Raw genomic sequence first — 13622 nt, forward strand, 5'->3', positions numbered from 1 at the left:
CCCGAAAAGACTGAGTACGGGCAGGTTAAGCCAGTGGAGGATAGCCGAGCGCCTTGCACAGGCGCTCGGCATGCTGGTTTAGCCAGTCGGGGTCGATAGGGCCCCAATCGCGGATAACATACTGGCCTATATTGTGGGGCTTGCCAGGAGTGGGTTCGAAGCGGCAGTCAATATCCAGCTCACTCAATGCAGCCAGGGTGTCTTGAGCCGTTCGTCTGGGCATTCCTGTGACGTCAATAATGGCAGGCAGGTTATCCACGTCTCTGGCCACTAGGTAGGCGACATACAAGCGTCGGTAAAAGCTGCTCTGTGTTTTGCTGATCGTCATTGCTTGGCTCCTCGTCGGTCTGAACTACGGAGTTATGATACTACTCAGTATTGGAAAATACTGACACAGGGCAAGCGTGTTTCCATGCGATTGGCTGCAAGCGCAAGCGTTAGGCATGTGCCTATTTTATTGGCGTTGACTACTTCGTTAAGGGTGGGTTCTTGCGGGGACTAGCTGGGGACCGCGGAAAGCCAAAAAAAGAACTTTTTAGGCTATGTAGCTTAACAACTTACATCAAAAAAAATGGTGCGGATGGGGCGCATAGAACTAACTATATAAATCAGTTATTTGCACCCCATAACATAAAAAGGCATACACGCAGGCATACAGGAAAATGCTTGCTGTCGTTACCCTTCCGGCTCGCCGCCATGACGTGCCATTAAATTCTGGCTGTAGCGGTAAATATCTGCAAGCCGAAACAACACCCGTGCACTACGTTCAGCACCTTGCTTGAAGCCCTTAGGACATTCAGGGTCTTCTTTGCGCATCCTGTCGAAGTCTTTAGGGCTGCGTCCGAGGATGCGCGCCGCTTCCTGTCGTGTTATCTGGATGTACTCAGGATCCAACCAATCATCAAGCTGTGCGTTTCCCATTTCAATCTCCTGTATATCGTTTTCCGCCTGGGCCGTGACCGCTTCCACCAGCCCACTCCTGGTATTGCTTGCCCATTGAGTCAGTGATTGTTTGCTGGCGCTGCTGCTCGATGAGCGCTTGCACAGCGGGGTTATTGGCAAACTGGCGCAACTCATCAAGTTCTTTCTTCTGTCGCTGGATAATGCCGGTGGCCACCGCTGCCAGTTCCCAGCAGTCGGCGGGTGTTTCGCCGTCGTCACGCACTTTCCCGAGGCCATAACAGCCGCCACAGGGCTGGCGCTTGTCGCCCTTGATCTGGTCGTGGCCGGTGCCGAGACAAACGGAGCAGTCGTTCGGCGCAATGGGGCGCCAGCTGCTATTCCAGTCATCTACGGTGGTGGCGCTTTGTACGTCTTTGTCTAGGTCGTGATAGATCACCAGCGTTTGTCCGTCTAACGGTCCAGTTCCAGCATGGCTGGCCACTTGAGCAAAGCGCCCGCCATGGGCTCGGTGGGTGTGGGTTGGTTGTGTCATGCATCCCCCGGAGCAGGCAGTAGCGGCGGCATGGTTCCGGTGTCATAGGATTTTTGGACTTGCGGCAGCATCCAGCGCCCGACAGTCCCACCGTTGGGCAGTACGATGTGGGCCAAGAACTCCTCTTCAAACTCAGCAATGCCTGACTCGACCGCCTCAAGCTTGGCCTTAATGACCAGGGCGAGGGCTCGCCAACGCTGGCGACAGGCTTGCTCCCATGCTTTAGCGGCTTGTGCTGGCGCTCGCTCGCGGCCTGTATCGGTAGTGGTGAAGTCGTCGCTATTGCGGTCGGGCATCTTCAGATCAAAACGGATCCGGCGCCCGCTCATCTGGAACGCCATCACAGCCGTACCGCCATCCCAGCCATACATGAAACCGCTGGCGCCGTAGCGGGAAACGGTTTGCTCAATCTCGGCACGGCTGCGCTCACTGGGAACGCTGGTTTTTTCTGCGTAGCGGCTCACGCGACCTCGCTTAGCGGCATAAACCGCTGCTCGTGGGTGAAGTTTGCTTCAAGCTGCCGACATTCTGATAGCGGCCCTTGGTCATGCCCGCGTTGTCCTGGTATTCGCCGGTCTTGACGACGATATCCATGATTTTCTGTGCTGCCACGATGCTGTCCTTCTGAGTGATGTTTGATTGCTGGCGCTGGTTATTGGTCGGGGCCTTTACCTGAATTGGACGGCAAGGCAGGGGAGCGAGGTGCGGGCATAAACTGGCTGCTCGATATCTGCCCCGTCAGACCCATGTGCTTGATTTCTGCCTGAGCGCTGCCGAGGATCGACGCCGACAGCTGGTTGATTGACTTGCTGCGCTCAATCTCTTGCTTGAGCTCGTCGCCGTCCAGGTCTTCGTTCCCCAGCTTTTCCAGTTGGGCGAACAGGTGGTTTCTGAGGCCTTCCAAATCACGATTCATTCTGTTTGATCCTGTTTTTGATCTTTCGGTTAAGTGTGCCGCGCAGCTGAATGATCTGGCTAATCTCTGGCGGGTAGTTGGTATGGTGGCTGTTGCGCCGCATGTTCTCTGAGCGGGTGATCAGCTCCAGGTTATTGATGGCAAAGTGGCGATTGTTGCCATCCTTGAAGGCCACGATGCGGCCATCTGGCACAGGTCCGTAACGTTCTTCCCACACAATGTGCTGCACTGGTCGGTAGTTCTCGTGCTGTGTCCCGCCTTCGGCAATTTTGCGGTAGAGATAGCCGCTGATCTCCATCTCGTGGCCAATCGGCTTCCAGTTGTGGCTGATGTGACCTGGCTTGAAGCGCGTGCCCTTGCCGCCGATATCCAGGCCTTTCATGCCCTTGTTCCAAGCTGTGTCGCCCTGGCGGAACCGTCCGGGATGGGTAGCTATATATTCGGGCGACTTGAGTAGCTGCCGCTTCGCCGCGGTGCTCTTGATGCTGTGATAGCTGCGCCCGAAGATCCGCGCCAGCGTGGCGTTGCTGGCGTGCGGGTACATATCGTGCAGCAGCTCCAGGTCGCTATCGCTCCACGGCTTGCTGTTGTTTCTGAGCGGGTCGATCGTTGTCATGCCGAAGCCCTGGTCCAATAAAGCGTAATATCGCGCGCGGTAGAAACACCGCATCCGTATTTAGCAGCCAGCTGCAGGTAACTCATGCTGTGGCGCTCCCGGTCGTGCCGCATCTGCCTGACCTGATCGTCAGACAGTCGGGCCTTCTGGTGATACTGACCAACGCGATGGCCGGTATGGTTTCTTGCTATGTGCATTGTTCCGCCTCGCCGTCGAGCCACTCGATCAGCTGCTCGATGCTGGCGCGGAGTGCCTGCGCCATCAGAAAGAAGTCTGTTTCAATGCGCGCCACCTGATCGTCGCCGTCGTCGGCATCGTTCGCCTTATCGATCACGGCGTCATCGAAGCGCAGCGACTTGAGTGCTAGATCATCGTGAAGCACAAATGAAATCTGGCCCTCGATACTCAATGCCAGCTGCGACGCTTGCCGCCCAACCTCTAAGTGCTGATGCATCTCGTCGCTATCGAGGTCGAGCTGACGACCTCGCAACACGCCGTCATCGCCTTTATCTTTCAGCACAACGCTGTCACCTATTTGCATGTCAGCGGGGCGTGATGCTGGGTCGATAAGCCACGTCGTCATGGCCCGCATCGGCAATGTCTGGCTGCTGAGCGGCGTCACTTTCAAGCTGCCCAGCGTTTCCCGTAGCAGGTCGAGCACTTCCTCGGCGCGCGTGCGGCTGCCGGTGTTGATGGCTATCAGCTGGCGCTCGGTGTCCCACCAAACATCTGACGATTGTCGCCGCACGAACGCGCGGGGTAGCAGCTCTTCGTAAACCTGCTCTTTTATGGCCGCCTTCTCGCGGCGCATCAGCTTCCGGTTTTCCGATGCCTCGATGGCACCTGAGCGGTCAGCCAGCTCTTCATTGACGACCGATGAGGGCAAAATCCTCTCCTTCCGCACGGCGGTCATCAATCGGTGGCCTTGAAGCTCATGAAGCACCTGTGACGAGCATCTGCCAGCTGGCGGAACCCAGCCCATACGGCGCGACTCGTTGCCGTGAAGCGGCCGCATCGCCTGGCTTTCCAGTGCTTTAGACAGCTCGCCGGCGTCAATTTGTGCGGCACCGTGTAGGCGGTAAATGAACAGGTTTTTGAACCACATGGTTTTCTCCTTTCTGCGCAGAGGATGGCTACTGCGATTATTGTTCAGCGCCGCGTTACGTGCGGCTGCCGGTGCGCGCTCAACCCTGCCGCGTGAAGCGGTGACCGCGCCCCGTCATGCAACGGGGTGGCGGGGGGATATACGGGCTGCCGCGCACTGAGCCTGTTATATGCGCCACCTGCCCCTGGGCTATTCAGCACCTGCCTAATTTTTACTATCGCTAATTAGACAAGGGGGTGGGTGGTACTCGACCTCTGGCGCCCGTTCGCTCAGCCAGCGCGCTAGGCTGTCTAGTTGCCACAAGGCGTCCAGCCCTGTGAAACAGCACTCTGGCCCTGTTTGGGTCGTTCGCCACACCTCGGGGCGCAGCTTCACGACCAGTGTTCCGGCCTTGGCGTCTATGGTTAACGACGCCTCCTTGTCAGCGCTGGGGCTTAGCTCTAGCACCATGTTGGTAATGGTGTGGATTCTGTTTCTCACTAGATCGTCGTGGAGCTTTCTCTCTAGGGCAGATAACGGTGAGGAAATTGTCATCGTGGAAATCTCATGATTTGTATGCAGAAGCTCTGCTCTTCAGGAATCCTGGCCTTTTGTCGGCTCTGGCCGGCGCTCTGGCCCTGTGATTATCTTGACGCTGGTGCGTTGTTGAGCGCGCCCCTCAATGGCTTGTACGTTCATGCCGCTTCTCCATGAGGTTTGTTACTACGATGCCGGCCAGCACGATCACCGTCATGCCGATAAAGGTGCCGATGGTTCCTGCAATCGGCGCCAGCACGGGGCCTATGTGGTCTGTTGCTGCCTGGGCGATAGCCAGGACGGGGTTGCTCCAGTTACTCATAACATCACCTCGCGGCGTGCGGTGCGGGCGCTGGCGCCTGCGGTGGGGCGGGTGCGCATGGGTTGGCGTACTCGTGCGGCGGTGGTGTTGCCCAGGTCGGTGACCAGCAGCGCCAGCAGCAGCGGGGCGATCCAGCCACGGCGCAGGGCTTCGGCTACGGCACCAGCGGCGCGGTAGACGCGAAGCTTGTGCTTTGCGCGCCCCAGGCTGTCTTTGACGGTTTCGGGTGAGCGCTGAGTGGCGCGGCCAATCTCCTTGAAGGTGTTTCCTTCGGCCAGCAGCATCATGTCGTTGGCTTCGTTGAAGGTGAAGCCCGGCCCGCCGCGTTCGGCATTGACCTTGGCCTGCCACCTCCCTTGGGTGATTGTGTGCATGTCGGCATCCCTTGGGTTCGATGTTGTGCCCTTATTAAAGTACCTAAATGGTACATAGTCAATAGTAGTTTGACCTTTTTGGTACATGCGTGAAGGCAAGGGAATTCCGGAACAAAAAACCCGCCTCGATGGGCGGGTGGTGGGGAAGGGGCTGGCGGGTTAGGAAACCGATTCCAGCTGGCGCTCGGCAATTGCTTTGGACTCACGATACTCCCAAGCTTCGGCGGCCATGGTCCAGTGCACTTCGAGCTGATCTTCCTCAATTGCCTCGCGGACCTCTGTCAGCGGCACTCTGAAGAACTCCTTTCGGGGATTGATGCGGTTAACCTGGTGCTCAGCGAACTGGCGATGCAGCTCGCGCTCCAGGGTGGGGGCATCTTCGGAGTAGATCATCGCGTGTACGTCGAACGCGAAAGGCACGCTGGCATCGCCCAGCTCCCGCACGCGATCTTGTGGCTCAAGCCGGCGAGTCATGCCAATCTTGAATACGCCCTCACCGAATGAGCCGATGTTGGAAATGATATACACATGCCCGCGCTTAGTTTGCTGGGCCATGGATAGCGCACGCTGACCACGCGCACTGGATTCTTCGAGCTGTTGCTCCAGTTCTGCCAAACGGGCCTGGTATTCAGCGCGCTCTTCCTCGTTAGCGCTTTCGAACTGCTTGCGGGCTTCTGCCATAGCTTTGGCCAGAATGCGCTCTTCCTTTTCGGACTGTTTGATGGCTTTCTCCATCTCACGCCGGGCTCGCTCTTCTTCGCGCATTTGCTCGCGTATTTCGCGCTGTTCTTCCTGCTCTATGCGGCGCAGCTCCATGGTGGCAGTCGCCCACTTCAGCTCTTCCAGCCGCGCCTGCAGGTAGAGGTCGGTGATGCGGGCATCCTTGAAGGCCTTGCCGTTGTGGTTCACCACGGCGAAGGCATCGAGGATCGCCTGGTGTAGCTTGCCGTAGTTGTCGTGCTTGACCTTGGAGAGGATGGAGTCGACCTTGCCATTGAAGGCATCGACGGCGAACTGAATGGCATGCTGGCGCCGTACACGCTCAACGTAATCGCAGTCACCGGCTCGGTTGTTCTTGGCCATGTCACGGCTGTGCTTTCTCGCTTGCTTGAGCTTTTCGCCGGCGTCCTTATGGGAGAAATCTTCGGCCAAATCATCGAGTAGGCTGATATTGGGTACGATGTAGTCGTCACGGTAGCCTTCGATAATGTTGCGCATAGCCTTGGCGGTCTGTTCGTAGTGCTTAGCATCTTCTACGGCTTTAAGTGCGTTACCGGCGGTTTCTTCTGCCTGTCGGCGGGCATCGTCAATGATTTTGCGAGCCTGCTCATCAGCCAGCGCGACCACTGCCTCGGCTTTCTCTCGGGCATTTTTCCCTTGGGCGCGGCCTTCGCTAATGATACGCCGTTTCTCGTGCTCAGCCTCGGAGCGCACATCATCTGCTGCCAGTTTTGCCTTGGCCAATAATTTCTTGGCATATTGTTCGGCATGCTGCTTTATTTCCTCAGCGCGCTGCTTGAGCTCCTTAGCATATTCATCGGCGTCATGAACTTTTTCATATTGCCAAAGGTGCTCTGTAGATGCTTGTAGTTGGTCAAGATCCTTGTCTTTTTGCTTAGCTTTGCGCCAATAGACTAGAGTCATTATCCAGCCGGAAAAAGCCAAGATAGCTATGATCAGTAGGACAATAGTGCCCTCAGGCATGGCGCTCCCCTTATGTGAACTTGTGTTGTTGAAAGAACTATTGTGCCATAGAGGGGCATGACTTTATGTAAGACGTTGGCGATGGAGTGCGCGACCCGGTGGGTGGGGTGAAGCGGGGAGAAGGGTTGTATCGAACAAGCACAAAACCCCGCCCCCGAGGGCGGGGGAAGAGATAATAGCTAGGGTGGCTTATTCAGTTGGTGCGGGCGCTTGAGTGATATCCAAAGGGATCGACTGCAGGGGCTCTCCGTCGGCTGTTACGACAAGCGATATAACGCAAGGCTCAGTAATATTCAGTGGTGAGAAAATGAGGTTGCCTTGAATAACGCCTGGAGACTCTTCCAGCCAGCTGTCACTTTCACCGAAGCGGTCCGGCTCAATCTCTGTTTGAGCGATTGTGGTTTCGCCCAACAAAACATCTATCGACATGTGCTTAATTGGTCGGGCTCGATCAAACGTACAGAAAACAGACAAGCACAGCTTTGGAAGGGTGGCTGGAAGTTGCTCTACCTGTAGGTTGTTCGAATAGACACCCACAAATGTCAGCTTATCCCCGACTTCTTGGCGAATATCGTCACAAAAAATATTGAATAGGCTGCGGGTCATTTCTGTGAGCTCTCAAATGCGCTGCGCTGGCGCTGCAGCATGGTATCTATGGTGTTCATGTCCACATCTAGTGTATCGCAGAGCTTACGCATTGTTTCCCAGGTCACATTCTCAGAGCCTCGTTCAATTCTGGCAACGTGAGACTGACTGGTGCCGAGAAGGGTGCTTAGCGTGGTCTGCGACCAGCCTTTTCTAAGCCGCAATGATTTGACGGTATCGCCATCACCCCGCGACACCTGGTCAGCAATTCTTGCGCGCGCTCTTTCAAGGGCGGCTTTTTTTCTGGGGTTTTTCTCAGAATTAGCCACAACATCTTGAATGGAGGTGGCGCACCCAGGTGCCTGCGCGCGCTTGCTGTCTAGATGATACTCAAAGTCATACACCTTCTTCGCGAGGCGGCTAGATGGTGATTTGTGGCCACCCAGGCCGGCGCTAGTATATGTCGTCATAGGCGGCCAGGATCCGCTGCGATATTGGGTGGTCTGTGTCATAGTTGAACTCCCTTGGAGCTATTGCTAGCACGTAATGTGCAGCTTGGCTTGGAATATAGGCATATACTACGCGCCATTTTTTACCTGAGTCTTCAAGCTCCCATGCCTTCAGGCGCCATAGATCCTTGCCTCTATTCCATAATCTCAACCATTTGCTAACGCTGTATTGCTGGCCTGGTAGCTTATATTTTCCTAAATCATGAATCAGCAGGTCATCTAAAAGACGCTGGTCACCCTTTATCTCCTCCAGCATAGCCTCGATGTAGGCTGCGGCATCTTCGTCATGCTCCCATAAATCTTCCAAATCCTGCTGTGCATCTATATGGATGAAAAGCTGCAGCATTATATCTACCTAGGTATATGTGGTCAATTTAGCTCAAGGCTAGCCAAACTGGCAAGCATCACTTCGGATAACCCGCCCACTACAGCGTCGCCGGGGGTCATGCCGCCCCGTGCTGCTGCCACCATTCGATAGTTTGCTCAGCCAGGCCTGCGGTGGTGTCGTCACGCAGCACAGAAACGCCGGCATGCTGCAGGCGCTGCAGTTTCTCGCTGGCAGCCTCGTTGATACGGGCGTGTTCTTTGGCACTGAGGCCGCAGTCCTTGCCGGGTAGCAAGACAGAAAGCGAGGCGCGTCGCTTGGTTTGGCTGGTTATTAGGCTGAGGTCGGAGTGCGCTTGCAGAATGTTGTTCTCAACCACGATCGGGCTCTTGTACCAGGCGGAGGCGATCGAGCCCACGGCCTCTGAAGAGAGCAGCGGCACGTCAATATCAACAGTGTGACTGGTGGGCATTGTCAGCCGGTAGGGGCGCTCCTGGATGATGTGGCTGGCGCGCAGCCCCATGCGTTCGGTCATCAGCTGTAGCAGGGTATACCGAAGCTTGTGAGTAGAGCGGTACTTGAAGCGTGCGGGCTCGCGCTCTGTCCCAGGGCGCGCCAGCGTCACCACATCGGCGAAGAATTCATCAACAAGCGATTCGGCGCTCTCGCCGGCGGCATGTAGCGGTTGCCCGAGGCGAATGGTGTCACTGAGCTGACTACCAACCTCTCCGTGTGTGTCGACTAGGGTGGCCTCGATGTCCAGCAGGAGGTGCTCAACCATGCGCTGGTCTACGCGCTGGTCGTAAAGGCACTGTAGGCGGTCGAAGGTGTCCAGCATGCGGATCTCGACCTGCCCGGCATGGCTGAACATCACCCCAACGTTAAGGAACTCGCAGGCGGTGTCGTCCAGGCACAGGCTGATAGTGCGCCAGTGTCCGGACACTGCCGGCGTTTCCTGGGGGGCAGAAAGTGCCTGTCTGAGCTTGCGGGCCACGTTCATAGCAAGGTGCCTATTGCTGTGCGGTAGTGTTCCGGTTGAAGCCGGCTGGACAGGAAGCTTACCACGCGCCCAATGTCGTCTTCTTCCATCATCAGGCGGGCAAGCGTTTCGCGGGCTGCTTTTTCTCCACTATCTTGAAAGTAGACGTTAAACCCATTATAGGCGACATGGCGCTGGCTTTGCGTCGGTAGCCGTCTACTCCAGGAGGGGTCGTTTTTTTCTATGAAGCCGATTAGCCGGTTGGTGCAAGTGGGCGGGGAGTTCGCGAGCTGGCTGGGCTTCCAGCTGGGGCCAATGAATAAGCGGCCATGATCAATCAGCATGAGCTGGCCATCGCGGCTTTGCAGCAGGTTGCCGGGGTGGCGATCGGAGTTGAGTGTCCATTCGTCGAACGAGGCGATGGCTGGCGCTTGGTCGTGCTTCGCTAGGTAGCGAGAGATTCGCTGAACAAGGCGGCTCTGAAGTTCCTCACTTGCCCCGTTCATATGATGCTGTATGAGATTGGGGGTGCGCATGTCTTCACTGAACCAGGCAATGAATACTTCCTGGCGTTTGCCTTGGGGCGTCACGCTGTCGGCGTGCTGCAGCACGTCTGCTGGAATGTAATCGCGCGGCAGCACGATAATCCCCGCGGTATGTGGCACTGGCAGGCCGCAGTATTTAGCCAGTATATAGCCTAGCGCCTCACTGACGACCTCCTGGTTATCGAGCACTTCTGTTCCGCACTCGATCATGTCAGGCAGCGGTTTGACGTAGCAGCGTCGTGATTCGCCTTCTATTTTCAAGCGGGCTTTGAAGATGGGGCTAATGCCGGTGTGCTCTGGTGCGGGAAGCTGACCCACCCAGTGCTCATGTGTCAGTAGGTGAATCATCGTTTTCCAACTTTTTCTTGAGCCGTTCGTGCCTCTTGTTCTGTGGGGAAGGCTTGTTGGTGGGTGGTGTGGCGGCAATGCGTTTTGCTATGCGTTCCAGTAGTAGCAGGTCATCTTCGGTCAGGCGGCCTTCACGGGCTGCCTCGGCAATATGCTGCAGCGCCTTCTCAGAGCGCGGCGAGGCCAGTAGCGCCAGATCCTGGGCCCATTGTTCGGCTTGATGGTTGCTGCTGTGAGCGTTTGTATCAATGCGCGTGTCGTGATCGTAGTCCATCCAGCCGCTGGGCTTGTTAAAGCACGACTCAATGTGGCGAGCCATTCGGCTGCCGATGTTCTTGGTCGGGTTCGCACCCATGATGCGACTCATTTGTGTGGGCTCGCGATCCACTCGGGCTGCAAATTGAGTGGTTCCGCCAGCCTGTTCAGCAAGCGTTCGCGCGTTCTCCAAGCGAATTTGTGCAATTTCTTTCATAAGCATATTTGACGTCAACTGTACTGCAAAGGTACAGAACCTTTACGGTACATGTCTCCTCGATATAATATGTATCTAAATGGTACTTTTGAGGGCGCAGAGAAGATGAGCACACCCCATCGCGACTACTGGAAATCGCTATCTGACAGCGACCGGGAGCGCATCGCTAAGCATGCCGGGACCACGCCGGAATATCTCCGACAGGTGCTGGTGTATGAGCGCCAGCCAAGCGCATCGATGGCTAAGCGTCTGGAGCGAGCTTCTGGTGGGGCTCTGACGCGCCGATCCCTTCGCCCTGACCTCTTCGCAGACATGCAGGTGGTGCAGCCATGAATTCAGTCTATAAGCGGCCCGCTCGTTTCGCATCGGCCACGGCGGGCGTGTGTGGATGTACAGGTGGGAATATGTACAGCTATTCAGGCAATGCTTTTCATAAACCTCTCTCGCCAAGTCAGGGGCTGGATGTAGTCCGTCCTTCCGCGCTCCTTTACCGAGTCGTTGTAGGCCGGCACTCGAAGGCTCTCAATGTTCGGCGCTTCCCGCATGGCGATCTGAAGGGCGCGGCTATCGAAGCTGGTGAGATCAAGGCTCTCGGCTTCGTTCAAAAGCGCCTGATACTCCCGCCTGGCGTCGATGCACTGTCGAGCTTTTCGTTCAGGGTAGATGACGAAGTCGAGCACTGTGCTCGCCGTGATCAACAGGCCACTGATGCCAGTAATCAGCGGCGTGGATGCGATAAAACCCGCGAATGCGGCACTGCCTGCGAACAGGCTGGTGAACTTGAAAAGCCCGGCCAGCCGTTTGTAGAAGCGCTCCTGCAGGATCATGTAGCGAACCGAGTACTTGGCGTCTCCTTGGGCTTCGTAAAGGGTGCGCTCGTCCGTTCTGGCGGCTGGGGTGTGCTGCTTTGTCATTGTGCTGCCTCGCTACTGATTAGGCCTTTCTGGCGGCGGTGGAGGCGGTGTTCTCAGTGGCGGTGTGTAAGTCCGCCGATCTCCGTCGCCGCCATTCAGGCTGTGTTTTCTCGAATTCGTGTTTTTCATGGGCGTTCTCCGTTGCGCTGTGTGGGCCTTTGGTTCGCACCCTATAGCTTACGCTGCGCGGCGTATGAACGCCCACCCTTTGCTAATGGAGGTGCAGCATGAGCGAAGAACGTGCCTTCCGCGGCGTGTGGATCCCCGCCGAGATATGGCTGAATCGTGATCTATCACTGCAAGAGAAAGTGATGCTGATCGAGATTGACAGTCTGCAACACCCGCAAAAGGGATGTTTCAAGTCCAACAAGAAGCTGGCCGAGTTCTTTGGCCTATCGCCTAACCGTGTTTCCGAGGTGATCAGCTCCCTAAAGAAAAAGGGTTGGGTGACGGTTAAGCAGGTACGTGAAGGCAAGCAGATTGTCGAGCGTCGGATTTTTATGAATCGCCCGCTTGAGACGGCTGGCGCGGGTATTCGGAAAACCGAAGAGGGGTGTTCGGAAAATCGTGAGAACCCTATTCGAGAAACCGAAGAGGGGTATTCGGAAAAAGCGGCGAACCCTATTCGAAATGTCGAAGAGGGGTATTCGGAAAACCGTGAAGAGAGGGGTTCAGGTTTAGGGGTTCAGTTAGAGGGGTCCAGTAAGAGTTCTTTCGCACCGGGGGCAAGCCCCGATGCAGCAGAGGGGGATTACCTGGGCGCTGACGAACCTCAACCGTCACCCGCTGGCGCTCACGAATCGGGGGCTGATCTGCTGGCGCGTATCCCTGCCGACATGCCTGGAACCCGTGACCCGAAAGCCAAGACGTTCAAACCGTGGGCCAACTACGCCTGTGCTTACCGCAAGCGTTACGGCACCTGGCCGGTGTGGAACCAGAAAACCGCCGGTCAGGTGAGCCAATTGGTCGACCGCGTGGGGGTTGAGCTGGCGCCCAAAGTGGCGGCGTTCTACCTGCAGATGAACAACCAGTTTTATCTCGCCAAGGTGCATGCCGTGTCGCTGCTGCTGGCTGACTGCGAAGCCATTGCCACGCAGTGCACCACGGGGCGTCAGGTGACGCAGGCGCAAGCCCGTCAAGCCGACAGCACTCAATCCAATCTCAGCAACCTGGAGCAGGCCAAGGCGCTGATGCGCCAGCGCCGTGCCCAGCAGGAGGGATCACCATGCCACTGACCAATGAGCAACATGAGCAAGTCCTGGAACTGGTGTACGCCACTGCCGAGGTGCTTGGCCAGGAAATGCGCCCATCCGCTGGGATGCTGATTGCTGAAGATCTGAGCGCTTACCCGTTTGATGAGATTCGCCGCGCCTTGGCCCGCTGCCGTGCTGAGCTATACGGCAAGCTGACCTTGGCGGCGATCATTGAACGCTTACCAAGTGCTAACGCTCATTTGAGCGGTAACGAAGCATGGGCGCTGGCGCTGCACAGCACTGACGAACAGGAAACCGTGGTGTGGACGCCAGAGATTGCCCGGGCGTTTTCAGCGGCCAAGCCGGTTCTGGATGGTCGCGACAAGGTGGGAGCTCGCATGGCGTTTTTGGCGGCTTATGAACGTGAGCTTGCCAGCGCTAAAGCCGAAGCGCGTCAGCCTGAATGGCAGGTTTCGCTGGGGCATGACCCGCAGCGCCGCGAGATCGTGATGAATGATGCCATCAATGCCGGAAAACTGCCTGCGCCAAAAGTGGCGAATCTACTGCCACCGCCAGATAAGCCGATCACTGAGCAAGGTAAGCGCCAGCGTAAGGCGGTGGTTAGCCAGCTGAGTGACTTGATCAATCAGCCGGTTGGTCAGAAAGCCGAAGCCCGACGCGAAGCGCGTGAGCAGGAAGAAGCCCGCCGTCGTGAACTGTTGGAACAAGCTGGCGCGCCGCTGGCTGCAATGGGGAGTCGTTAA

22 protein-coding genes are annotated in these 13622 nt (G+C 56.7%); 3 read left to right on the top strand and 19 right to left on the bottom strand.

Features of this window, described 5'->3' with window-relative positions; genetic code table 11:
* Window positions 1-25: 25 nt before the first annotated feature.
* The 18 genes from H616_RS0110240 to H616_RS15250 all read right to left on the bottom strand — a co-directional run bounded on the left by H616_RS0110240 (window position 26) and on the right by H616_RS15250 (window position 10751).
* On the bottom strand, window positions 26-328 hold the full coding sequence (locus tag H616_RS0110240; protein ID WP_027967286.1) for a winged helix-turn-helix domain-containing protein: 303 nt from the start codon (window positions 326-328) through the stop codon (window positions 26-28).
* 347 nt (window positions 329-675) lie between these two features.
* On the bottom strand, window positions 676-921 hold the full coding sequence (locus H616_RS14720) for a hypothetical protein (protein WP_035572994.1): 246 nt from the start codon (window positions 919-921) through the stop codon (window positions 676-678).
* A 1-nt stretch (window position 922) separates the two neighbouring features.
* Window positions 923-1435 (bottom strand): hypothetical protein, encoded by a 513-nt coding sequence (locus H616_RS0110250; protein ID WP_027967287.1) that lies wholly within the window; start codon window positions 1433-1435, stop codon window positions 923-925.
* Window positions 1432-1899, bottom strand: coding sequence for a hypothetical protein (locus H616_RS0110255; RefSeq protein ID WP_027967288.1), 468 nt, complete (start codon window positions 1897-1899; stop codon window positions 1432-1434). The genes H616_RS0110250 and H616_RS0110255 overlap by 4 nt, the downstream gene beginning before the upstream one ends.
* Window positions 1900-1909: 10 nt before the next feature.
* The gene (locus H616_RS15595) at window positions 1910-2047 is read right to left on the bottom strand and encodes a hypothetical protein (RefSeq protein WP_156906448.1); all 138 of its coding nucleotides are present in this window, start codon (window positions 2045-2047) and stop codon (window positions 1910-1912) included.
* Window positions 2048-2087: 40 nt separating this feature from the next.
* On the bottom strand, window positions 2088-2351 hold the full coding sequence (locus H616_RS15240) for a hypothetical protein (RefSeq protein ID WP_051234207.1): 264 nt from the start codon (window positions 2349-2351) through the stop codon (window positions 2088-2090).
* A complete protein-coding gene (locus tag H616_RS0110270; protein WP_027967289.1) occupies window positions 2341-2967 on the bottom strand; it encodes an HNH endonuclease signature motif containing protein in 627 nt (208 codons plus the stop codon). The genes H616_RS15240 and H616_RS0110270 overlap by 11 nt, the downstream gene beginning before the upstream one ends.
* 187 nt (window positions 2968-3154) lie before the next feature.
* Window positions 3155-4072 (bottom strand): recombination-associated protein RdgC, encoded by a 918-nt coding sequence (locus H616_RS0110280; RefSeq protein WP_027967290.1) that lies wholly within the window; start codon window positions 4070-4072, stop codon window positions 3155-3157.
* A 204-nt stretch (window positions 4073-4276) separates the two neighbouring features.
* A complete protein-coding gene (locus H616_RS0110285) occupies window positions 4277-4606 on the bottom strand; it encodes a hypothetical protein (protein ID WP_027967291.1) in 330 nt (109 codons plus the stop codon).
* 124 nt (window positions 4607-4730) lie between these two features.
* Complete coding sequence (locus tag H616_RS0110290) at window positions 4731-4910, bottom strand: hypothetical protein (protein ID WP_027967292.1); 180 nt, start codon at window positions 4908-4910, stop codon at window positions 4731-4733.
* Window positions 4907-5284: a helix-turn-helix domain-containing protein gene (locus H616_RS15245; RefSeq protein WP_051234209.1), complete on the bottom strand. Its 378-nt coding sequence runs from the start codon at window positions 5282-5284 to the stop codon at window positions 4907-4909. The genes H616_RS0110290 and H616_RS15245 overlap by 4 nt, the downstream gene beginning before the upstream one ends.
* Window positions 5285-5443: 159 nt before the next feature.
* Window positions 5444-6988 carry an SNIPE associated domain-containing protein gene (locus H616_RS0110300; RefSeq protein ID WP_027967293.1) on the bottom strand — a complete coding sequence of 515 codons (1545 nt, stop codon included), beginning with the start codon at window positions 6986-6988 and terminating at the stop codon, window positions 5444-5446.
* 189 nt (window positions 6989-7177) lie between these two features.
* Window positions 7178-7594 carry a DUF6941 family protein gene (locus H616_RS0110305; RefSeq protein ID WP_027967294.1) on the bottom strand — a complete coding sequence of 139 codons (417 nt, stop codon included), beginning with the start codon at window positions 7592-7594 and terminating at the stop codon, window positions 7178-7180.
* Window positions 7591-8043, bottom strand: a complete 453-nt coding sequence (locus H616_RS0110310) for a helix-turn-helix domain-containing protein (protein WP_051234211.1) — start codon at window positions 8041-8043, stop codon at window positions 7591-7593. The genes H616_RS0110305 and H616_RS0110310 overlap by 4 nt, the downstream gene beginning before the upstream one ends.
* Window positions 8027-8428, bottom strand: coding sequence for a hypothetical protein (locus tag H616_RS0110315; protein WP_027967296.1), 402 nt, complete (start codon window positions 8426-8428; stop codon window positions 8027-8029). The genes H616_RS0110310 and H616_RS0110315 overlap by 17 nt, the downstream gene beginning before the upstream one ends.
* Before the next feature lie 97 nt (window positions 8429-8525).
* Window positions 8526-9407 carry a hypothetical protein gene (locus tag H616_RS0110320; protein WP_027967297.1) on the bottom strand — a complete coding sequence of 294 codons (882 nt, stop codon included), beginning with the start codon at window positions 9405-9407 and terminating at the stop codon, window positions 8526-8528.
* Window positions 9404-10279: a protein kinase family protein gene (locus H616_RS14740; protein WP_051234212.1), complete on the bottom strand. Its 876-nt coding sequence runs from the start codon at window positions 10277-10279 to the stop codon at window positions 9404-9406. The genes H616_RS0110320 and H616_RS14740 overlap by 4 nt, the downstream gene beginning before the upstream one ends.
* Complete coding sequence (locus tag H616_RS15250; protein WP_169516162.1) at window positions 10257-10751, bottom strand: hypothetical protein; 495 nt, start codon at window positions 10749-10751, stop codon at window positions 10257-10259. The genes H616_RS14740 and H616_RS15250 overlap by 23 nt, the downstream gene beginning before the upstream one ends.
* A gap of 105 nt (window positions 10752-10856) precedes the next feature.
* Between H616_RS15250 and H616_RS0110335 the strand changes: the two genes are divergently transcribed.
* On the top strand, window positions 10857-11084 hold the full coding sequence (locus H616_RS0110335; protein ID WP_027967299.1) for a helix-turn-helix domain-containing protein: 228 nt from the start codon (window positions 10857-10859) through the stop codon (window positions 11082-11084).
* A gap of 83 nt (window positions 11085-11167) precedes the next feature.
* Here the strand turns inward: H616_RS0110335 and H616_RS0110340 are convergent, their stop codons facing one another.
* Window positions 11168-11665: a hypothetical protein gene (locus H616_RS0110340; protein WP_027967300.1), complete on the bottom strand. Its 498-nt coding sequence runs from the start codon at window positions 11663-11665 to the stop codon at window positions 11168-11170.
* 227 nt (window positions 11666-11892) lie between these two features.
* Here H616_RS0110340 and H616_RS15255 point away from each other — a divergent pair, with 227 nt between their 5' ends.
* Together H616_RS15255 and H616_RS14755 are read left to right on the top strand one after the other, a co-directional pair.
* The gene (locus H616_RS15255) at window positions 11893-12900 is read left to right on the top strand and encodes a helix-turn-helix domain-containing protein (protein ID WP_051234214.1); all 1008 of its coding nucleotides are present in this window, start codon (window positions 11893-11895) and stop codon (window positions 12898-12900) included.
* A complete protein-coding gene (locus H616_RS14755; protein WP_051234216.1) occupies window positions 12891-13622 on the top strand; it encodes a hypothetical protein in 732 nt (243 codons plus the stop codon). Before H616_RS15255 ends, H616_RS14755 begins: the two co-directional genes overlap by 10 nt.

Origin of the sequence: Halomonas halocynthiae DSM 14573 (assembly GCF_000425725.1) — a bacterium.
In the GTDB taxonomy this organism is placed as follows: Bacteria; Pseudomonadota; Gammaproteobacteria; order Pseudomonadales; family Halomonadaceae; genus Halomonas; species Halomonas halocynthiae.